Below are 20,261 nucleotides of genomic sequence, written 5' to 3'. Positions count from 1 at the left end.
TCTCGTATCAGGCCGCCCGCCGCGAGGTTGCGGCCGCGGCCGCATAAGTCGTGAAGAGTTCCTCGAAGTGTTCGTTCATGGTGCGGGTGCTTGCCGGAGCGCCATGCCGAAAATCCGCCCCGCTGAACCCAACACCCTTCGGCAAGGTGGACGGACCTTGATCCCGATTTCGCGTTCCTTGTTCCGATAAGCGCGCGGACGCGACGTCGCGGATGGCCGCCGCCGCCGCGACGGGATCGCACGCGGCATAAGTGCGGCCCGCGCCGCCGAGCGCGTGGTCCTGGGCACCGCCGGCGTCGGGGACGATCACCGGAATCCCGCTTGCCCGCGCCTCGGCGGCGACCATGCAGAACGTTTCTGCCTCGCAGCCGTGGACCAGCGCATCGGCGCTCGCGAGGATCCGGGCGAAGGCCCGGCGATCCCGCTCGGGGGTGAACAGGCGGATGTGCGGATTGCCGGCGATGTGCCGCAGGATCGTGCGCTGTTCGCGCCCTTCGCCCAGCATGACGAGCCCGATCGGCATGTCCCGGCTCGCGGCGTTCACCGCGTCGACCACCATCGGCCAGCGCTTTTCGGGGGCCAGGCGGCCGGCCGCCAGCAGCAGGGCGGCGTTTTCGGGCAGCTCGCAGGCGGCCAGCAGCCGCGCGCGCAGGGCCGGATCGCGGTGCGCGGGCGAGAAGCAGCCCGGCTCGACGCCCATCGGGATCGTCACCGTATGGGCCACCCCGCCTTCGCGCAGGCGCCGCGCAAGGTCACTGTTGGCGCAGACCACGTGATCGAAACGGCGGCTGTGGCGGCGCAGGTGTTCCCAGAACAGCGAGAACCGCCGGTCGATCGTCTGGCGCGAGAAGATGTCGCCGAACCAGCGGTAGGCGTAGGCGGACAGCGGGTCGGCATGCATCACCAGGCTGCGCGGTGCCCGGCCCGGCCAGTCGGCGACGAGCCCGGCGCTGCGCCAGGGCGAAGTCGCCTCGACGAAATCCGGAGCCTCGGCGTCGAGCGTCGCATGGAGGCGTTCGGCCTCGTTGAAATACCAGTACTTGCGGTCGAGCGGAAAACGCGGGCTCTTGATTAGCACGATCCGCGCGCCCGGCCCGCGCGCGATCACCGCGTCCTCGTCGCCCGGCGCCACGATCACGATCTCGTGCCCGAGTTGCGGGCCGATCCTGAGCTTCTGTTCCACGTAAGTGCGCACGCCGCCGCCCTGCGGCGAATAGAAGGCGCAGACGTCGAGGATCTTCATCGGTTCAGCCCCGTCCGAAGCGGCGCGACGCCAAGGCCGCTACGATAGTTGAGCACGATGGCGATCGGCGTCAGCCCGCTGCCGGCCGCCGCGCTCGCCTTGCGGGCCTTGGGCTTGCCCCAGCCGAGCCGGGGGTTTCCGGCAAAGCCGATGCCGTCGATCCGCCAGTTGAACTTGCGGTCCCGGTCGCGGTCGTGAAGCAGGCTCACCGCGTAAGTGCCGGGCCCGGGCAGGCGCACGCAGAGCTGTGGGGTTCCCGAGGGCGGCACCGGGATTTCCACGCGGCGAAAGGTCTTGCCGGCGCCGATCAGCAGGTTGTCGTCAGCCAGGAAGTCCTTGTCGTTGTCCGGATAGACTTCGAGCTTGAGATTGCCCTGGCGGTCCTTCAGGCCCTCCACGGCGACCAGGAACGCCGGCCCGCCCTCACCCGGACGGCAGCGTCCTTCCGCCTTGCCGAGGTCCGGTGTCGAGGGAAGCGTGGCGGCGGTCAGCAGCGGCAGGGCCGCGATCAGGGAAACGACAGGGCAGCCGGTGAAGGTCACGCGCGCTTCTCCGGGTTCGCGAGGTCGTTGATCGCGATCAGGCTGCCGAGCACCAGGTGCGTCGCCAGGATCAGCCCGGCCATCAGCGTCATCAGCGCGCCGATGTCGCGCTCGTGCCCCAGCGAGAGGACGGCGATGCCGGCGAACAGCAGGTCCTTGTTCGGTATCAGCGGCAGGCGCGAGACCAGCAGGCGCAGCGTCGAGAGGTAGAGCCACCAGGACAGCGGGACCTCCGGCAGTACAAGATGCCAGACCACCGCCGAAAGCACGGTCGAAAGGATGATGCGCGCCAGGTGGGTCTGGGTAATCATCACCAGTTCGCTTCGCTGCAGCGTGAAGACGCGTCGGCGAAAGACCATGGCCGCCAGCGACAGGGCCAGGATGACGCCGAGCGAGAGCGCCAGCATGCGCGTGTCGACGCCCAGCCCGGTCTTGCCCAGCAGCGGCAGCATGACCACCAGCAGCGCCATGGTGACGACATTGCCGGTCATCGCGGAAAGGATCGCCACGTCCTTCACCGCGCCGAAGGGCGCGGCATCGAGCGAGACGCGTCGGCGCGCCCAGGTATAGAAATAGGCCTCGCCCAGATAGCCGAGCAGCAGCTCGTTGTAGACCTTCTTGCGCAGCAGCGCGAGGAACCCGGCCGGCGGGATGCGCCACAGGCGGTGGAAGATCAGCCACTCGCTGGCCGGCGTGACGAGGTAGGCCGCCGCGAAGAAGATCCAGAAGGATGGCCTTGCAGGCACCATCGACAGCAGGCGCGGCACGTCGAGCCCGCCCATTTCATGGATCACGGCGCCGATCACCGCGAGCGAAAGAGCGATCGAGAACACCGCGTTGCGGCCGCGATGAGGGTTGCGGTCCTGCGGTGTCAGTTCGATCGCCGGCATGTCGGTTGCCACGGCGGCAGCGGTTTCGGGCACAAATTTCTCCGGGGGACTTTCGCGGTTCAGTGCATGTGATGGCGGGTGGTGCGCGGCGACATCGGGTTGAGGCAGGGCCAGCGCCCGCTTTCGCGGCGGTGGCTGCGGCTGAGTTCGGCCATCATTTCCAGGTATCGGCGCGCGGCGCTTTCCACTTCGTAGATCGCGGCGATGGCGCGGGCGCGCTCCGGGTCGGTCCGGAACTGGCGGATGCGGGCAAGCCCTTCGGCGAACTCCGCCTCGTCGCCGCGCGGCACCAGCAGGCCGGTGCGGCCGTGGTCGAGCAGGCAGGCCATGCTGACGCAGCAGTCGGTGGCCAGCACCGGCAGGCCCGCCGCCAGCGCTTCCACGACCACGCCGGGCAGGCCCTCGTAATCGGAGCTGAGCACGAACACGTCGGTTTCGGGCAGGAGCGTGTCGATACTGGCAAGGTGGCCGGGAAACCGGACCCGCGCGGCGATCCCGAGCCGCTCCGCGAGGCGTTCCAGCGCCGCGTGCTCGGGTCCCTCGCCGGCGATCGTCAGCGTGTCGTGCGGGCGGGCGGCGCGCGCGAAGGCACGCAGGAGCATGGCGTAGTTCTTCTGCGGCACCAGCCGTCCGGCGGAAAGATAGCGCGTGCCCCAGGCCGAGCCGGGCGCGCGCTTCAGCCGGGCGAGCTGGCCAAGCCGCTTGCGGGTGATTACGGGGTTGGCGATCACCGGAACCTGTTCCGTCCGGGCGAGCGTGCTCTCGCGGATTTCGCGCTGCATCGGCTCGGAAAGGCCGACGAGGCGATCGAACAGCGCGCCCTGGACGCGCAGCCAGGATGCATAGCCGCGCCGCATCAGCGGCGGCATGTCCGGCCGGCTCAGGGCATTGCTGACCTTCAGCACCATCGGCGGCGCATGTTCGCCCAGCAGCAGCTTGATCCCGGCGGCGACCACGGCGTAAGTGTTGCCCGGGCAGAACAGCACGTCGCTGCCATGGGCCACCAGATAGCTGTAGAGGCTATGCACCATCCAGGGCGTTTCCCAGGATGCGGTCGGCAGCCGGGTGGGAATCTGCCAGTAGTCGAGCGGCGGGGCGCTGCACAAGTTGCGGCTGCCCGAGCGGCCGAGCACCACGGTCACGCGGTGGCCGGCACGATGCCATTCCAAAGCGAGTCCGAGTGCGACACGTTCGACGCCGCCCGGTTCCAGGCTGTGGATTGGCACCGTGATCCTGAGTGGTCCTTGCATGCTCGATCGGACGCCGCCGTTGATCGCCGTCCGCAGCTTGCGCGGTGGCTTTTTCCTGGAGATTCCGTGGGGCTCTACGGGGTCCGGATTTCGGGTTTGTGACGGTGCCTTGCCTGTCACGCCGGCGACGTGAAACCGTCCCCGAACCGCCATGAACCTCCCGTCAGCGGAGGATTTCCGCATATCGGGAGGGGCGGTGCGTGCGTGCGAAACGGCGCAGGGTGGCATCGATGCTGGCGATCAGGGAAGGCTTCGTGACATCGCCGGGGTGAACGGCGACGCGAACCGTGCGCATCGGTGCCAGCACGCGCCGGGCCAGCGCGGCGAAGGCGAGCGAGGAGGCGGTGCGCATCCGCGACCGGCTTGCCCAGGTCACGACCGGGCCGCTTGCCAGCACGGCGCCGCTGCCGGCGTCCCAGACTTTCCAGTGATCCTCGGCAAGGGCGAAACCGGCCTGCCGCAGCGCCGCGCGCGCGCCTTCGCCATAGAGCCAGGCCGGGGCGATGAAGCCGGCGGCCGGGCGGCCGATCACATCCTCGACCAGGGCCTTGCCGTCGCGCATGCGCTGGAGCGCGGCGGCCTCGTCAAGGCCGAGGAACTCGCCTTCGCCCGCCGTCAGGTGCCGGGCCTTGAACCGCGCCGCGCCGCTGTGTTCGGCGGTGTCGCGATGGAACCAGCCGTGGACGAACATCTCCACGCCGGCATCGGACCACGCGCGCAGTTTCGATTGGAACGCCTGGTCCGCGCGCAAGGGATGGCGGCCCCAGTGATCGGGCACCACCAGCATCGCGAAACGCGGGCCGCCCAGCCGGCGTTCCAGCAGGCCGCACAATTGCTCGACCTGGCTTTCGAAGCCGGGGCCGACGTCATGGATCGACGCCAGGAGGCGCTTGTCGCCATTGGCCAGGAGGCGCTTGTCGCCATTGGAGGGAGTCATGGCTTGTCTCTATGCCCGATCCATGACGGCGCCGCGACACCGGATCATCCCCAGCCGCCGGGATCCCACGGGGGCCGCCCGCCCGATGGAATCGGCCCGTGAAATTGGTGCGCGCCAAATGTCGCGATTTGCGCTATAGCGCCGCCAACCAGCCCGAAGGCAGGCCTTTCGCGCATCTTTCCCCCCGTTCATTCGAACCGCTCGACGCGGCAGGATTCTTTCAGAAATCATGACTTTTCCTCCTCTTCCCCAGCCTCTTGCCGAGGCTCTATCCGCGCATGGCTATGAGGCGCTGACGCCCGTCCAGTTGGCCGTCATCGAACCGCAGGCGCGCGGCCGCGATCTCGTCGTCTCGGCGCAGACCGGCTCGGGCAAGACCGTGGCCTTCGGCCTTGCCATCGCGGACGAGCTGCTTGCCGATGAGCCGGACGGTGCCCTCGGGCCGGCCGAAAGCCCGCTGGCCCTGGTGATCGCGCCGACGCGCGAACTGGCGCAGCAGGTCAGCCGGGAACTGGAATGGCTCTACGCCCGCACCGGCGCGCGCATCGTGACGTGCGTGGGCGGCATGGACCCGGTACGGGAACGCCGCCAGCTCGAGCGCGGCGTGACGATCGTGGTGGGCACGCCCGGGCGCTTGCGCGATCACCTGGAACGCGGCGCGCTGAAGCTCGGCGCCTTGCGGGCGGTCGTGCTCGACGAGGCCGACGAGATGCTCGACATGGGCTTCCGCGAGGATCTGGAGGAACTGCTGGACGCAACGCCCGAGGGGCGGCGCACGCTGCTGTTCTCGGCAACCATGCCGCGCCCGATCGAGGCGCTGGCGCAGCGCTACCAGCGCAATGCCTTGCGCATCTCGACCATGGGCGAGGCGCGCGGGCATGGCGACATCGCCTACAAGGCGGTGACGGTCGCGCCTTCCGATATCGAGCACGCGGTGGTCAACCTGCTGCGCTTCCACGAGGCGGAGACGGCGATGCTGTTCTGCGCGACGCGCGACAACGTCAAGCACCTGCACGCCACGCTGGTCGAGCGCGGATTTTCCGCGGTGGCGCTGTCGGGCGAGCACAGCCAGAACGAGCGCAACAACGCCTTGCAGGCGCTGCGGGACCGGCGGGCGCGGATCTGCGTCGCCACCGACGTCGCGTCGCGCGGCATCGACCTGCCTTCGCTCAGCCTTGTCATCCACGTCGAGATCCCGCGCGACGCCGAAACGTTGCAGCATCGCTCCGGCCGCACCGGGCGCGCGGGCAAGAAGGGCACCGCCGTTGTGGTGGTTCCTTATCCCCGCCGCCGCCGGGTCGAGATGATGCTGCGCGGCGCCCGGATCGAGGCGGAGTGGGGAGAGGCGCCGGATCCCGAAGCGATCCGCGCCAAGGACCGCGAGCGGCTGATGGAAAAGCTGCTTACCCCGATCGAAGCGGAGGAGGAGGATCGCGCGATCGCCGCCGAACTGCTCGGCAAAGTCAGCGCCGAGGACCTGGCGGCCGCGCTGGTCCGCGCCCACCGCGCGGCGCTGCCGCAGCCCGAGGAACTGCTCGGCAACTCGCCCGAGGCGCGCCAGAAGCGCGAGCGTCCCGGTTTCGACGACGTGGTGTGGTTCCGCATGGACGCGGGCCGCCAGCAGCACGCCGAGCCGCGCTGGATCCTGCCGGTCCTGTGCCGCAGGGGTCACGTGACGCGCGATGCCGTCGGCCAGATCCGCATCTCGGCCGACCAGACGCATTTCCAGATCCCCGCGGCCCTGGCCGACCAGTTCGCCCGCGCCGTCGAGCGTACCGCGCGCGAGGATGGCGAGTACGAGGCGAGCATCCGCATCGAGCGCGCACCGGACACGCCGCGCGATGTCGCCAGGCATCGCAGCCGCGACCGCGACGGGCCGCAAGGGCGCGGCCGTCGCCCGCATGGGCACGGGGAGGGCGAGTCCCGTCCCGACAGCGCCCCCCGTCGCCCGCGCCCGACCGGCGACCGACCCGGCGGGCGGCCCGACACCCGCCCTGACGTTCGCCCCGGCAAGCCCGGCGGCAAGCCGTTCCACAAGAAGCCGAAAAAGGGCAAGCGGCCGGAGTGACGCCGAAGCGCGGACGGGCCGGCCTGGCGCGAACCCGTGAAGCCCGTCCCCTTCCGGGGATGGGCAATCGCTTATGGGAATACTCCTCGCAAGGTCGTCATGCTGAACCTGGTTCAGCATCCATTTTGCGGCTCATACTGACCGGCATTGATAAGAACTCACCCGCTTCGCGGGCTCGCAAAGACGAAAACAAGGAGACTTGGTATGAGTTGGTCGGTGTCAGCCGCCGCCCAATGCCGCTTCCAGTTCCTCGCTGGCGGCGAGCCAGGCTGTTTCGGCTTGTTCCAGTTCGGCGATGGTGGCGGTGTGGCGGCGGCCGATCTCGCCGATGGCAAGGCCCTTGAGGTCCCCGGTCGCGGCTGAAGGGTCGCTCAGCGCGGCATCGAAGGCCGCGAGCTGCCGTTGCAGCCGGGTCATCCGCGTTTCCGCCTCGGTCACCTTGCGGCGCAGCGCTTTCAGGCCTTCGCGCGCGAGGGCGCCGGCCTTGCGCGTGGCCTTGTTGCCGGCGGGCTTGTCGTCGGCCCGGGGCTGGTTCCGGCCGAGCACGAAATCGATGTAATCTTCCATCGATCCGTCATAGTTCGTGGCGGTGCCGTCATCGACCAGGACCAGGCGGTCGGCGGCCAGTTCCACCATGTGCCGATCGTGGCTGACCAGGATCACCGCGCCTTCGAACTGGTTGAGCGCCTGGACCAGCGCCTCGCGCGCGTCGACGTCGAGGTGGTTGGTCGGCTCGTCGAGGATGAGCAGGTGCGGCGCATCGCGCGTCACCAGCGCCAGCGCCAGGCGCGCGCGCTCTCCGCCGGAGAGGGTCCGGGTCTCCGCCGTCGCACGGTCGCCCGAGAAGCCGAAGCGGCCGAGCTGGCCCCGCACCGTCTGCGGCGGCTTGCCGGTCATGGCGCGGGTCATCAGTTCCAGCGGCGTCGAGTCGGCCGGAAGCTCTTCCACCTGGTACTGCGTGAAATAGCCGATGCGGATTTTCGGCGAGAAGCTGAGCGATCCTTCCATCGGCTCGAGCTGGCGGGCGAGCAGGCGCGCCAGGGTGGTCTTGCCATTGCCGTTGCGCCCGAGCAGCGCCAGGCGGTCCTCCGGATCGATGCGCAAGTTGAGCCGGCGCAGCACCGGCTCCCCGGGTGCGTAGCCGACGGCGGCGAGATCCATCGTCACCAGCGGCGGGCGCAGTTCGTCCGGGCTCGGGAAGTCGAAGCGCATCGATGGATCCTCGATTGCGGCGGCGATCGGCTGCATCTTGGCCAGCATCTTGGCGCGCGACTGCGCCTGCTTGGCGGTGGAGGCGCGGGCGGAGTTGCGGGCGACGTAGTCCGCCAGCTTCTTGCGCTGCGCTTCCTGGCCGGCGCGCGCGGCGGCGGCCTGCAGGGCGCGTTCCGCGCGCTGGCGCTCGAAGCTGTCGTAAGTGCCGGGATAGAGCGTCAGCCTGCCCGCCTGGAGGTGCAGGATGTGGTCGACCACGGTGTTGAGCAGGTCGCGCTCATGGCTGATGACCAGCAGCGTGCCGGGATAGCCTTGCAGGAAGCTCTCCAGCCACAGCGTGGCTTCCAGGTCGAGGTGGTTCGAAGGCTCGTCCAGCAGCAGCACGTCGGGCGCGCTGAACAGCAGCGCCGCGAGCGCCACGCGCATCTTCCACCCGCCCGAAAAGCTGTCCAGCGCCTGGGCCTGCATCGCCTCGTCGAAGCCCAGGCCCACCAGGATGCGGGCGGCGCGGGCCGGGGCGGAATAGGCGTCGATGGCGATCAGGCGTTCATGCACGTCGCCCAGACGATCGGGATCGACGGAGGTTTCCGATTCGGCCAGCAGCGCGGTGCGTTCGGTGTCCGCCTCCAGCACCGCCTCGAAAGGCGTGCGCCTGCCGCTCGGCGCTTCCTGCGCGATGTAGCCCAACCGGGCGCGGCGGGGCATGTCGATCGCGCCGCCGTCCGGCTCGAGTTCGCCGATGATGGTCTTGACCAGCGTCGACTTGCCGGCGCCGTTGCGGCCGATCAGGCCGATCTTGCCGCCCTGCGGAAGCGTGGCGCTCGCGCCGTCGAGGATGGTGCGCCCGCCAAGGCGCACGGTGATGTCGCGGATCGTCAGCATGGTGGGTGCGCCTAGCAGGACGCGGGCGAAAGCAAAACCGCGATACGCCCCCATCCGGCGAACTTTATCTGACGAAGGTCAACTTCCCTGGAGTTTGACCTGCTGCAATGCGATGACAGGATCGTATAAGCACAATACCAAGTTTCGTGGAACATGAGTTCGAACCAATGGAATTTGGCACAGGCGGCAGTAAAGGTTTCACCCAGCAAGGCCGGGAGTGTCGATGAAGAAATCCGTGATCGGTGCTCTCGTGCTTGCCGCGCTCGTCGCCGCAGGGGCGCTCTGGTGGCTGTCGCGCGGTGGCGGGGATGCGGGCACGCTTGTCCTGCACGGCAATGTCGACGTGCGCCAGGTCTCGCTTGCGTTCGACGGCAGTGGCCGTGTCGCGGCGCTCAAGGCCGAGGAGGGTGATCTGGTCAAGGCGGGAGACCTGCTCGCCGTGCTCGATACCAGCACGCTTGGGCTCGAAGCCGAGCAGGCCGAGGCCAGGGCCGCTGCCGACCAGCAGAATCTCCTGCGCATGCGCAATGGCGCAAGGCCCGAGGAAGTGCGGCAGGCGCGCGAACGCCTTACCGCCGCGCAGGCGGACGCCGCGCGCGCCGCCGCCGACCTGGCGCGCCTGCGCGAGGTGGCGGCGAGCACGCAGGGGCGCGGCGTGTCCGGGCAGGAGATCGACCGTGCCGCCAGCGCCGCCAAGGCTTCCGGCGCCCAAGCGCAGGAAGCGGGCGAGGCCTTGCGGCTCACGATCAAGGGGCCGCGCGCGGAAGACGTGGCGGGCGCGCAGGCGCAGCTCAAGGCTTCTCAGGCGGCGCTGGCGCTGGCGCGCCACCGGATCGCGCAAGGCGAACTGCGCGCGCCCGAAGACGCGGTGGTGCGTTCCCGCCTGCTGGAGGTGGGGGACATGGCCTCTCCGCAACGGGCGGTGTTCGAGCTGGCCCTGGCCAGCCCCAAGTGGATTCGCGTCTATGTGGGCGAGGCCGACCTGGGGCGGGTAAAGCCGGGCATGGCCGCGCGGGTGACCACCGACAGCGCGCCCGACCGGCCGGTGCCCGGCAAAGTGGGCTATATCTCCTCGGTCGCCGAATTCACGCCCAAGTCGGTGGAGACCGAGGACTTGCGCACCAGCCTTGTCTACGAAGTGCGGGTGCGGGTGGATGATCGGGCGGGCCTGCTGCGGCTTGGCCAGCCCGTCACGGTCCGCCTCCAGACCGGGGCGCCGCGGTGATCGACGCACCTCCGAGCGTCGTCATCGAAGGCTTGCGCAAGACGTTCAGTGGCCCCGACGGCAAGCCGTTCGACGCTGTCGCAGGCATTTCGCTCTCGATCCGTCCCGGCACGCTGACCGCCTTCGTGGGGCCCGACGGCGCCGGCAAGACGACGCTGATGCGGATGATGGCGGGGCTGCTGCGGCCCGATGGCGGCAAGCTGTCGGTGCTGGGCATCGACCTGCTGGTCGATCCGCAATCGGTGCAGAACCGCATCAGCTACATGCCGCAGCGCTTCGGCCTCTACGAGGATCTCTCGGTGCAGGAGAACCTCGATCTCTACGCGGACCTGCACGGCGTGCCGCCGGCCGTGCGCGCGGAGCGTTTCTCCCGTCTGCTGGCGATGACCGATCTCGCCAGCTTCACGCAGCGCCCGGCCGGCAAGCTTTCCGGCGGCATGAAGCAGAAGCTGGGCCTGGCCTGCACGCTTGTTCGCGTTCCGGACCTGCTGCTGCTGGACGAACCGAGCGTGGGGGTCGACCCGCTCTCGCGCCGCGACTTGTGGCGGATCATCGAGCAACTGATCGAGGCCGAGGGGCTGAGCGTGATCGCCAGCACCGCCTACATGGACGAAGCCCAGCGCTGCGACCAGGTCTTCGTTCTCAACCGGGGGGCGCTCCTGGCCGAAGGCACGCCGGCGGCATTGACGGCGCGGGCGGACGGACTGACTTATGTGGTCACGCCGGACGCGGACGTGCCGGCGCGGGACTTGCAGGCGCGGCTGATCGACGCGCCGGGCCTTGTCGTCGATGCCGTGCCGAGCGGCGGGCAAGTGCGCTTCATCCGGCAGCCGGCTTGCGACGATGCCCGGCTGAAGGAACTGCTGCACGGCTGCGACGCGCAGCCGCGCGAGGCGGAACTGGAGGACGCCTTCATGCTCCTGCTTCACGAGCACGAGGGGCCGGCGCGGGAAGCTTCGGTTCCGCCGCCGCTGGCCGCCGGACGGGCGGATGGGCCGATCCCCGGCGATGACGGGGCGCCGGTGATCCTGGTGCGCGACCTGGTGCGGCGCTTCGGCGATTTCACGGCGGTCGCCAACACCAGCTTCGACGTCCGGCGCGGCGAGATCTTCGGACTGCTGGGTCCCAACGGCGCGGGCAAGACCACCACGTTCCGGATGCTCTGCGGCCTGTTGCCAGCAAGCAGCGGGGAACTGCGGGTGGCCGGCGTCAACTTGCGCACGGCGCGCGCGGCGGCGCGGGCGCGGATCGGCTATGTCGCGCAGAAATTCTCGCTCTATTCGAACCTGACGGTCCGGGAGAACCTGGATTTCTTCGGCGGTGCCTACGGTCTTCGCGGCAAGCGGCGGCAGGACCGCGTCAGGGAGATCATCCGCCAGTTCGACCTCGATCCCTCGGCCCCCAGCGGCAACCTGCCGCTGGGCTACAAGCAGCGCCTCGCGATGGCCGCCGGCCTGCTGCACGAACCGGAGATCCTGTTCCTGGACGAGCCGACCAGCGGCATCGATCCGCTTGCGCGGCGGGCGTTCTGGCGCACTATCACCGCGCTTTCGCAGGCGGGCGTCACGATCGTGGTGACCACCCACTTCATGGAAGAGGCCGAATACTGCGACCGGGTCGCCATCCAGGATGCCGGGCGCCTGCTGGCACTCGGCACGCCCCGGGAAGTGCGCGCGCGCTCGGGCACTGCGGCGGGCCATATGAACGAGGCCTTCATCGCCATCGTCGAGCAGGCCCGCGCCGCGGAAGGCCACGCGCGCGTGGCGGCATGAACGGCGCTCCCTTCCTCAGGCGCCTGATCGCCCTGATCCGCAAGGAAAGCCGCCAGATGCTGCGCGATCGCAGCAACCTGCTGGTGGGTCTGCTGCTGCCGATGGGCCTGATCCTGCTGTTCGGCTACGGGCTCTCGTTCGATGTCACCGATGCCCCGGTGGCGATGGTGCTGGAGGACAATTCGGCCGTCGCCCGGGAAGCGGTCTCGGGGATCGAAGGCTCGCCATACATGGTGCCGGTCCGGGTCGGGACGATGGCCGAAGCGGAAGCGATGCTGCGGTCGGGCAAGGTCGATGCGATCGTGCGCGTGCCGGTCGACTTCGCGCGCCGGCAGGGACAGGGCGACGCGCGAGTCCAGCTGATCCTCAACGGCCTTGATACGACGATGGCGACCAGCCTGGAAGCTTATGTCAACGGCGCCATCGGCACGGTCGTCCAGCGCCGGATGGATCGGGGCGGCGTGGTTGGGGCAGGTGTTGGAAATGTCGTGCTGGTGCAGCGGATCTGGTTCAACGAGGCTGGGGACAGCACCTGGTATCTGGTGCCGGGCCTCGTGGTCTTGATAATGACCCTGGTCGGCGCGTTCCTGACTTCGATGCTGATCGCGCGCGAGTGGGAGCGCGGAACGCTGGAGGCGCTGTTCGTCACGCCGGTGCGCCCGCTCGAACTCGTGCTCGCCAAGATCGCGCCTTATCTGGTGGTGGGGCTGATCGACCTGGCGATGTGCATCGTCGCGGCGCGGGTCCTGTTCAATGTGCCGATCCGCGGATCGCTGCTGGTGATCCTGGCGGCATCGCTGCTCTACCTGATCGTGTCGCTGCTGATGGGGCTGTTCATTTCCGGCATCACGCGCAACCAGTTCGCGGCGAGCCAGATGGCGCTGCTCGTCAGCTTCATGCCGGCGCTGATGCTCTCCGGCTTCGTCTTCGATCTTCGCAACGTGCCGCTGGTGGTCAGGATCGTCAGCCAGCTGGTGCCGGCCACGCACTTCGTGGGCGTCGTCAAGACGCTGTTCCTGGCAGGGACCGACTGGGCGATGGTGCTGCGAAACGGGGCCATCATGCTGGGCTATTCGCTGGTCCTGCTCACCCTGACCTGGCGCACCTTGCGCAAGCGGCTGGATTGAAGGTGGTGGCGGTGACGAAGTTCGGGCCACTTTCGGGCCGTCATGCCGAACGTGCTGCGGCATCCATTGTGACGACGAACGGCGCATTCGGATGACCGGGCCGATGGAGCGCCTCGTCGCCAGCCTCGCGCAGATCCTCGCGCTGTGCCGCAAGGAGATCATCGCGCTGCTCAAGGATCCGGCGAACCGCGTGATCCTGGCCGCCCCGATCATGATCCAGTCGATGCTGTTCGGCTACGCCGCCACGTTCGACCTCAAGCACGTGCCCTATGCCGTGCTGGACCAGAGCCGCAGCGCCGCCTCGACCGCGTTCCTCGCGCGGCTGGATGGCACCGGCGTGTTCGAGCGCGAGGCGACGCTGGCCAGTCCCGGCCAGATCGCCGAGGTGATCGAAGACGGCAAGGTGCTGCTGGCGATCAGCATTCCCGCCGATTTCGCGACGCGCCTCGCGGCCGGCCGGGAGGCGCCGCTGCAAGTCATCCTCGACGGCCGCAATTCGACCACGGCGGGCGCGGCGGCGGGCTATGTCGCCGCGGTGACGATGGCCTTCAACAAGGCGCGGGGCGCGGCCTCGCCGATCACCGTGGAGCGGCGCGCCTGGTTCAATCCCAATCTCGATTCGCGCTGGCAGATCATGCCCGCCATGATCGCGACGCTGAGCATGCTGCAAACCCTGCTGCTGGCCGCGCTTTCGATCGCGCGCGAGCGGGAGCAGGGCACTTTCGACCAGTTGCTGGTAACTCCGCTGACACCCCTGCAGATCCTGGTCGGCAAGGCGGTTCCCGCCATCATGGTCGGCGTGATGCAGTCGACGCTCGTGCTGCTGGTGGTGCGCTTCTGGTTCCAGATACCGATGGCCGGCTCGCCGTGGCTGCTCTACCTCGGGCTGCTGGGTTTCACCGGGGCGTCGGTGGGGATCGGCATGTCGATTTCGGCGTTGTCGCTGAACATGCAGCAGGCGATGCTGCACACGTTCCTGGTCATCATGCCGCTCACGCTGCTCTCGGGCCTGCTGACGCCGGTGCGCAACATGCCCGACGTGCTGCGGATCGCGACTTACGCGAACCCGCTGCGCTTCGGCGTCGACCTGGTGCGGCGAGTCTATCTCGAAGGCGCCGGGCTGGGCGATGTCGTCTTCGACTTCCTTCCGATGGTGGCGGTGGCAGGCGTGACCCTGCCGCTTGCCGCCTGGCTGTTCCGCAATCGCCTGGCCTGATGAAGATGGAATCCACGCCATGAACGCCGCCCGCGCCGCCCCTCTCTTCGGTCTCGCACTCGGTCTTGCCGCCTTGCCGGCGGGGTGCACGGTGGGGCCCGATTTCGCCGCTCCCCAGCCGGCCGCGCCGGACGACTGGTCAAGCTGGCGCAGCGGTGATCCCGCGCTGGTCTCGCCGGTCGCGGCCGGCGCGCGCATGCCGGCCGACTGGTGGACCCTGCTGGGAGACCCGGTGCTCGACCGGCTGGAGCAGGAGGCGCTTGCCGCCAGTCCCGACATCGAGACCGCCGCGCTCCACTATGCCCAGGCGCGCGTCCAGCTGGAGGGTGCGGGGGGCCTGGGGCTGCCGCAGGTCGATGCCCGGGCCGACGTCGCCCGCACCCGGCAGAGCGAGTATGGCGCCTCGACGCGGCTGTTCGACGTGCTCGGGGCCGACCGGGCGACGCTCGCCAAGTTCCTGTCCCAGCCCTACACGCTGTACCACGGCGGCTTCGACGCGTCGTGGGAGCTGGACTTGTGGGGCAAAGTGCGGCGCACGATCGAGCAGGCGGGGGCGCGGGCGTCGCAGCAGGAGGCCCTGCTGGACCTCGCGCGGCTCAGCGTCGCCAGCGAAGTGGCGCAGGCCTATTTCGACTTGCGGACCGCGCAGCGCCAGATCGCGCTTTCCAGCGAGGACATCGCCCTGCTGCGGGACCATGCGGAACTGGTCGCCGCCCGGGTCAAGGGCGGGCTCGGGGACGAATCCGAGATCGAACGCGAACGCGCCGCGCTCCATGCGCTGGAGGCGGGCCTGCCCGGGCTCCAGGCGCGCGAGGCCCTGCAGGTCAACCGCGTCGCCGTGCTGCTGGGCCGGCACCCCGGGGAGATCGACGAGGAACTGCGTCCGGTGGCGGGGCCCGTCGAAGGCGCCATGCCCGACCTTTCGCTGGGGATGCCTTCCGAAGTGGCGCTGGACCGGCCGGACGTGCGCGCCGCGCAGGCGCAGCTCCACGCCGCGACCGCCGGCATCGGCATCGCGGTGGCCGATCTCTATCCCGGCATTCGCCTGGGCGGCGGCTTCAACCTCGAATCCTATCGCAGCCAGAACCTGTTCGACTGGGCCAGCCGCACATGGTCGATCGGGCCCAGCCTGGACCTCCCGCTGTTCGACGGCGGCCGCCGCCGCAGCGTGGTGCGGCTGCGCAAGCTGGAAGCGCGCGAGGCGGCGGTCAATTACCAGCGCACCGTGCTGACGGCATGGCAGGAGATCGACGACGCGCTGAGCGGCTACACCGCCGACCGGCAACAGCGGGATAGCCTGGCCGCCCGGGTGGGCAACACCGCCGCTGCGCTCGAACTCGCCGAGGCCCGATACCGGGCCGGGACGACCAACTACCTGCCGGTCATCGACGCCCGCCGCGCGCATGTGCAAGCCTTGCGCGATCTGGCCGACACCGAAGGCCGCCTGCGCACACGCTTCGTCGCCATCAACAAGGCGATCGGCAACGCTCCGCCCCGGATCGCTTCGGCGGCTTCGTGAAACCCCGCCTTGCAATGCGCAAGCAATTGTGATTCTATCGATTTGATGAGAACCATGCGGCAGGATTCCAGCTTGGCGAAGGAGCGGCTCGTGCAGGGCTTGGCGCTTGCCGTGCTGCTGCTGATGGGTCTCTTCGTGGTCGCCGGTCCCAGCGGCCTGATCGCCTGGAGCGAAAACCAGCGCATGCTGGAACAGCGCCGGGTCAAGCTTGTCGAACTGATGGCGGAGCGCGATCGGCTCAAGAACCGTGTCAATCTCCTCGCGCCGAACAAGGTCGATCCGGACCTGGCGGGCGAGTTGCTGCGCGGCAACCTCAATGTCGCGCGTCCAGACGAAATGGTGATGCTGCTGCCCGAAGGGCGCTGACCGCCGGTCGATGGCCCGTCAAGGGGCTATTGCATTTGGCTTACCATGCCTATTTCCCCTCGCGCGGCTTCCGCTTTCGCGGGGCCTTGCTATATCGCGTGTGAATCGATCGCACCAAGAATGGGGAGTCCCCGTTGCCCAAGGCCACGAGAAATGAACCGAACGGCGAAGGCGCCGCTGCCCTTCCGGCGGAGGAGGACGACTTCGCCCTGCGCAGCCTCCAGCAAGCCCATGCGGCCGATCGCCGTCACAAGGCGGGCAAGGAGGAACTGCTGCATCTCTATGAGCAGATGCTGCTCATCCGGCGGTTCGAGGAGAAGGCGGGGCAACTTTACGGGCTCGGGCTGATCGGCGGCTTCTGCCATCTCTACATCGGGCAGGAAGCGGTGGCGGTGGGCTTGCAGTCCGCGCTCGAGGGTGGACTCGATTCGGTCATCACCGGTTATCGCGATCATGGCCACATGCTGGCCTACGGGATCGATCCCAAGGTCATCATGGCCGAGTTGACCGGGCGCCATTCGGGCATCTCCAAAGGCAAGGGCGGCTCGATGCACATGTTCAGCGTGGAGCACCGGTTCTACGGCGGGCACGGCATCGTCGGCGCCCAGGTGCCGCTGGGCGCGGGCCTGGCCTTTGCCCACAAGTACAACGAGGACGGCGGCGTGACGCTGGCCTATTTCGGAGACGGCGCCGCCAACCAGGGCCAGGTCTACGAAAGCTTCAACATGGCCTCGCTGTGGAAGCTGCCGATCATCTTCGTGATCGAGAACAACCAGTACGCCATGGGCACCGCCGTGAATCGCTCTTCGGCGGAGACCCATTTCTATCGGCGCGGCACCGCGTTCCGCATTCCCGGCATGCAGGTGGACGGCATGGACGTGCTGGAAGTGCGCAAGGCGGCGGAGATCGCGCTGGCGCATGTGCGCGGCGGCAACGGGCCGGTGCTGATGGAGCTCAACACCTATCGCTATCGCGGCCACTCGATGTCCGATCCCGCCAAGTACCGCAGCCGCGAGGAAGTGCAGGGCGTGCGCGAAAAGCGCGATCCCATCGAACATGCCAAGAACGAACTGATGGAAATGGGCGTCTCCGAAGCGAGCTTCAAGGAAATCGACAAGCGGGTGCGCGCGCAAGTGGCCGAGGCGGCCGACTTCGCCGAGAATTCGCCCGAACCGGAAATGTCCGAACTCTATACCGACGTGCTGGTGGAGCGCTACTGATGGCGATCGAACTGAAGATGCCCGCGCTCTCGCCGACGATGGAAGAGGGCAAGCTCGCGAAATGGCTGGTCAAGGAAGGCGACGAGGTCACTTCCGGAGACATTCTCGCCGAGATCGAGACCGACAAGGCGACGATGGAATTCGAAGCCGTCGACGAAGGCACCATGGGCAGGATCCTGGTGCCCGAAGGCACCGAGGGCGTGAAGGTCGGCACCGTCATCGCCATGCTCGCGGGCGAGGACGAGGATGCGGCCAGCGTCGCGGCCCCGCCGGCCAAGGCGGAGCCGCTGGTGAGCGAGGCTCCCGCGGCCCAGGAAACGAAGAAGGGGCCCCCAGGCGGCTCGGCCCCGCCGGCCGGCGCGGTCCGGCCCCGGACGGACCCTGAAATCCCCCATGGCACCAACATGAAGACCTCGACCGTGCGCGAGGCGCTGCGCGATGCCATGGCGGAGGAAATGCGCCGCGATCCCCGCGTCTTCGTGATGGGCGAGGAAGTGGCCGAATACCAGGGCGCCTACAAGGTCACCCAGGGCCTGCTCGACGAATTCGGGCCCAAGCGCGTGATCGACACGCCGATCACCGAATATGGCTTCGCCGGCATCGGCACCGGCGCGGCGATGGGCGGCCTGCGTCCGATCGTGGAATTCATGACTTTCAACTTCGCCATGCAGGCGATCGACCACGTCATCAATTCGGCGGCCAAGACCAACTACATGTCCGGCGGCCAGATGCGCTGCCCGGTGGTGTTTCGCGGCCCCAACGGCGCGGCGGCGCGCGTGGGCGCGCAGCATTCGCAGAATTACGGCCCCTGGTACGCCAGCGTCCCTGGCCTGGTGGTGATCGCGCCTTATGATGCATCGGATGCCAAGGGCCTGCTCAAGGCCGCGATCCGCTGCGAGGATCCGGTGGTCTTCCTGGAGAACGAACTGGTCTATGGCCGCACGTTCGAACTGCCCGAGCTTGACGATCACGTCCTGCCGATCGGCAAGGCACGGATCATGCGCGAGGGCAAGGACGTGACGATCGTATCCTATTCGATCGGCGTCGGCATCGCGCTCGAAGCGGCCGAGACCCTCGCGGCCGAGGGCATCGAGGCCGAAGTGCTCGACTTGCGCACCTTGCGCCCGCTGGACAAGCAGGCGGTGCTGGACAGCCTGGCCAGGACCAACCGGCTGGTGGTGGCCGAGGAAGGCTTTCCGGTCTGCTCGATCGCCTCGGAAATCTCGGCGATCTGCATGGAGGAAGGCTTCGACCACCTCGACGCGCCGGTCGTGCGCGTCTGTAACGAGGACGTGCCGCTGCCCTATGCCGCCAACCTGGAGAAAGCGGCGCTGATCGATACCGCGCGCGTGATCGAGGCGGTGAGGAAAGTCTGCTACCGCTGATCGGGCGCCTCTTGGGCGCCTCGTCGTCCCGGCGAATGCCGGGATGACGGAAACAGCTGAAATGATGCCGGGAAACGAACAGATCCTCGTCGCGTCGCTGCCCACGATCTCGCGGCTGGCGCTGGCCTATGCGCCTGGGCCGGCCCGCTTGCCGACGCTCGCGCTCCTGGGGCTCGATGCGCGGCTGGCCGGGCTGCTGCGCCACTCGCGCGAACCGATGCTCGCGCAGTTGCGGCTGGCGTGGTGGCGCGAGTCGCTGGGGCGCGATCAGGGCGAGTGGCCGGAAGGCGAGCCGCTGCTGGCGGCGCTGCGCAGCTGGAACGGCGAGCACAAGGCGCTGACCGCGCTGGTCGATGGCTGGGAGGCGCTGACCGGCCCGGCGCCGCTGCCGGGCGAGGCGCTGGCGGCCATGGCGCGCGGCCGGGGAGAGGCTTTCGCCGCTCTCGCCCGCGCGCTGGGACGGGAAGCGGAAGCCGAAGCTGCATCCCGGCTGGGCGAGCAATGGGGGCTGGCCGACCTGGCCGTGCGCCTCGGCGATCCGCGTGAGCGTGCCGAGGCGGCGGCGCTGGCCGGCGCCGGGAAGGGGCCCCGGCCGCGCCTCTCGCGCCGCCTGCGCCCGCTGCTGGTCCTGCATGCACTGGCCCACCGGCGGCTCGACAAGGGAGAGGAAGCGGCCGCGTTCTCACCCGCCGCCCTGCTCAAGGCGATGCGGCTGGGATTGCTGGGTTTTTGACGGCGATGAAGAACATGTAATTTCTACAAGGGAAAGGTGCGGTTCTATCAGGGCTCTCATGAAAGGAGTCCCCAAGTGAATCGTTTCCTGCTTGGTGGCCTGGCGGTGCTGGTCATGCTCGGCGTGGGCCTGTTCTGGCTCCAGGGCCGCGCCGCGGTGGAAGACGCGGCGCCGCCGCCCGAAGCCCAGCCTTCGGCCGCGCCCGAGGACTTGCCGAGCGCCGATGCGGGTGATCTCGCTGGGCCCGCCCCGCCAGAGGCGACCGCGCTGACCCGCGAACAGCGCCGCTTCGGTCGCTACGATCGTGACAGGGACGGGCGGGTTTCGCGCAACGAGATGCTCTCGACCCGCAGCGAGGGTTTCCGCAAACTCGACAAGGACGGCAACAACCTGCTGACGTTCGAGGAGTGGGCGGTGGCGACGGCCGACAAGTTCGACCAGGCCGACGCCGACCGGGACCAATGGCTCACCCCCCGCGAATTCGCCCGCACCGCGCCGCCGCCCCGGCCGAAGCCAAAGTGCTCGTGCTGATCGGGTGGGGGAAGTGCGTCGCAACGTGACGACATCACCCTGAAGACAATAAATCCCAAAGGTAATCCCCCGGCTATGCCGGGGAGACCATCATAGTTTGACGTATCCGGGAACCCATCGCGACATTTGCTTTCGTGAGCCGC

General features: G+C 68.7%; 17 protein-coding genes. 11 read left to right on the top strand and 6 right to left on the bottom strand.

What is annotated here, in order from left to right; all coding sequences use genetic code 11:
* Positions 1 to 7: 7 nt before the first annotated feature.
* The 5 genes from BM052_RS14170 to BM052_RS14150 all read right to left on the bottom strand — a co-directional run bounded on the left by BM052_RS14170 (position 8) and on the right by BM052_RS14150 (position 4,862).
* On the bottom strand, positions 8 to 1,243 hold the full coding sequence (locus BM052_RS14170; RefSeq protein ID WP_091147932.1) for a glycosyltransferase: 1,236 nt from the start codon (positions 1,241 to 1,243) through the stop codon (positions 8 to 10).
* Positions 1,240 to 1,785 (bottom strand): DUF2141 domain-containing protein, encoded by a 546-nt coding sequence (locus BM052_RS14165; protein ID WP_369821539.1) that lies wholly within the window; start codon positions 1,783 to 1,785, stop codon positions 1,240 to 1,242. The genes BM052_RS14170 and BM052_RS14165 overlap by 4 nt, the downstream gene beginning before the upstream one ends.
* Positions 1,782 to 2,708, bottom strand: coding sequence for a hypothetical protein (locus tag BM052_RS14160; RefSeq protein WP_091147930.1), 927 nt, complete (start codon positions 2,706 to 2,708; stop codon positions 1,782 to 1,784). The genes BM052_RS14165 and BM052_RS14160 overlap by 4 nt, the downstream gene beginning before the upstream one ends.
* 26 nt (positions 2,709 to 2,734) lie before the next feature.
* The gene (locus BM052_RS14155; RefSeq protein ID WP_255406153.1) at positions 2,735 to 3,901 is read right to left on the bottom strand and encodes a glycosyltransferase; all 1,167 of its coding nucleotides are present in this window, start codon (positions 3,899 to 3,901) and stop codon (positions 2,735 to 2,737) included.
* A gap of 187 nt (positions 3,902 to 4,088) precedes the next feature.
* Positions 4,089 to 4,862: a DUF2334 domain-containing protein gene (locus BM052_RS14150; protein WP_177198484.1), complete on the bottom strand. Its 774-nt coding sequence runs from the start codon at positions 4,860 to 4,862 to the stop codon at positions 4,089 to 4,091.
* A gap of 229 nt (positions 4,863 to 5,091) precedes the next feature.
* Here BM052_RS14150 and BM052_RS14145 point away from each other — a divergent pair, with 229 nt between their 5' ends.
* The gene (locus tag BM052_RS14145; RefSeq protein WP_091147927.1) at positions 5,092 to 6,930 is read left to right on the top strand and encodes a DEAD/DEAH box helicase; all 1,839 of its coding nucleotides are present in this window, start codon (positions 5,092 to 5,094) and stop codon (positions 6,928 to 6,930) included.
* A 219-nt stretch (positions 6,931 to 7,149) separates the two neighbouring features.
* Here the strand turns inward: BM052_RS14145 and BM052_RS14140 are convergent, their stop codons facing one another.
* Positions 7,150 to 9,024, bottom strand: coding sequence for an ABC-F family ATP-binding cassette domain-containing protein (locus BM052_RS14140; protein ID WP_091147997.1), 1,875 nt, complete (start codon positions 9,022 to 9,024; stop codon positions 7,150 to 7,152).
* Between the two features lie 223 nt (positions 9,025 to 9,247).
* Here BM052_RS14140 and BM052_RS14135 point away from each other — a divergent pair, with 223 nt between their 5' ends.
* The 10 genes from BM052_RS14135 (at position 9,248) to BM052_RS14090 (ending at position 20,118) form a co-directional block, all read left to right on the top strand.
* A complete protein-coding gene (locus BM052_RS14135) occupies positions 9,248 to 10,249 on the top strand; it encodes an HlyD family secretion protein (protein WP_091147925.1) in 1,002 nt (333 codons plus the stop codon).
* Entirely contained in the window at positions 10,246 to 12,021 is a 1,776-nt protein-coding gene (locus BM052_RS14130) for an ATP-binding cassette domain-containing protein (protein WP_218151558.1), read from the top strand. Before BM052_RS14135 ends, BM052_RS14130 begins: the two co-directional genes overlap by 4 nt.
* Complete coding sequence (locus tag BM052_RS14125) at positions 12,018 to 13,148, top strand: ABC transporter permease (protein WP_091147923.1); 1,131 nt, start codon at positions 12,018 to 12,020, stop codon at positions 13,146 to 13,148. The genes BM052_RS14130 and BM052_RS14125 overlap by 4 nt, the downstream gene beginning before the upstream one ends.
* Positions 13,149 to 13,239: 91 nt before the next feature.
* A complete protein-coding gene (locus tag BM052_RS14120; protein WP_255406152.1) occupies positions 13,240 to 14,364 on the top strand; it encodes an ABC transporter permease in 1,125 nt (374 codons plus the stop codon).
* Positions 14,365 to 14,383: 19 nt separating this feature from the next.
* Positions 14,384 to 15,883 carry an efflux transporter outer membrane subunit gene (locus BM052_RS14115; RefSeq protein ID WP_091147922.1) on the top strand — a complete coding sequence of 500 codons (1,500 nt, stop codon included), beginning with the start codon at positions 14,384 to 14,386 and terminating at the stop codon, positions 15,881 to 15,883.
* Positions 15,884 to 15,928: 45 nt separating this feature from the next.
* On the top strand, positions 15,929 to 16,249 hold the full coding sequence (locus tag BM052_RS14110; protein ID WP_091147920.1) for an FtsB family cell division protein: 321 nt from the start codon (positions 15,929 to 15,931) through the stop codon (positions 16,247 to 16,249).
* A gap of 134 nt (positions 16,250 to 16,383) precedes the next feature.
* Positions 16,384 to 17,469 carry a pyruvate dehydrogenase (acetyl-transferring) E1 component subunit alpha gene (pdhA, locus tag BM052_RS14105; RefSeq protein ID WP_091147918.1) on the top strand — a complete coding sequence of 362 codons (1,086 nt, stop codon included), beginning with the start codon at positions 16,384 to 16,386 and terminating at the stop codon, positions 17,467 to 17,469.
* Positions 17,469 to 18,854, top strand: coding sequence for a pyruvate dehydrogenase complex E1 component subunit beta (locus BM052_RS14100; protein WP_091147916.1), 1,386 nt, complete (start codon positions 17,469 to 17,471; stop codon positions 18,852 to 18,854). Before pdhA ends, BM052_RS14100 begins: the two co-directional genes overlap by 1 nt.
* A 43-nt stretch (positions 18,855 to 18,897) precedes the next feature.
* The gene (locus BM052_RS14095; protein ID WP_091147915.1) at positions 18,898 to 19,587 is read left to right on the top strand and encodes a hypothetical protein; all 690 of its coding nucleotides are present in this window, start codon (positions 18,898 to 18,900) and stop codon (positions 19,585 to 19,587) included.
* Positions 19,588 to 19,662: 75 nt separating this feature from the next.
* On the top strand, positions 19,663 to 20,118 hold the full coding sequence (locus tag BM052_RS14090; RefSeq protein ID WP_091147913.1) for an EF-hand domain-containing protein: 456 nt from the start codon (positions 19,663 to 19,665) through the stop codon (positions 20,116 to 20,118).
* Positions 20,119 to 20,261: the final 143 nt, after the last annotated feature.

The sequence above is a fragment of the Novosphingobium sp. CF614 genome, from assembly GCF_900113255.1.
Lineage (GTDB): Bacteria > Pseudomonadota > Alphaproteobacteria > Sphingomonadales > Sphingomonadaceae > Novosphingobium.
This window is presented reverse-complemented; position numbering and strand designations above follow the sequence as displayed.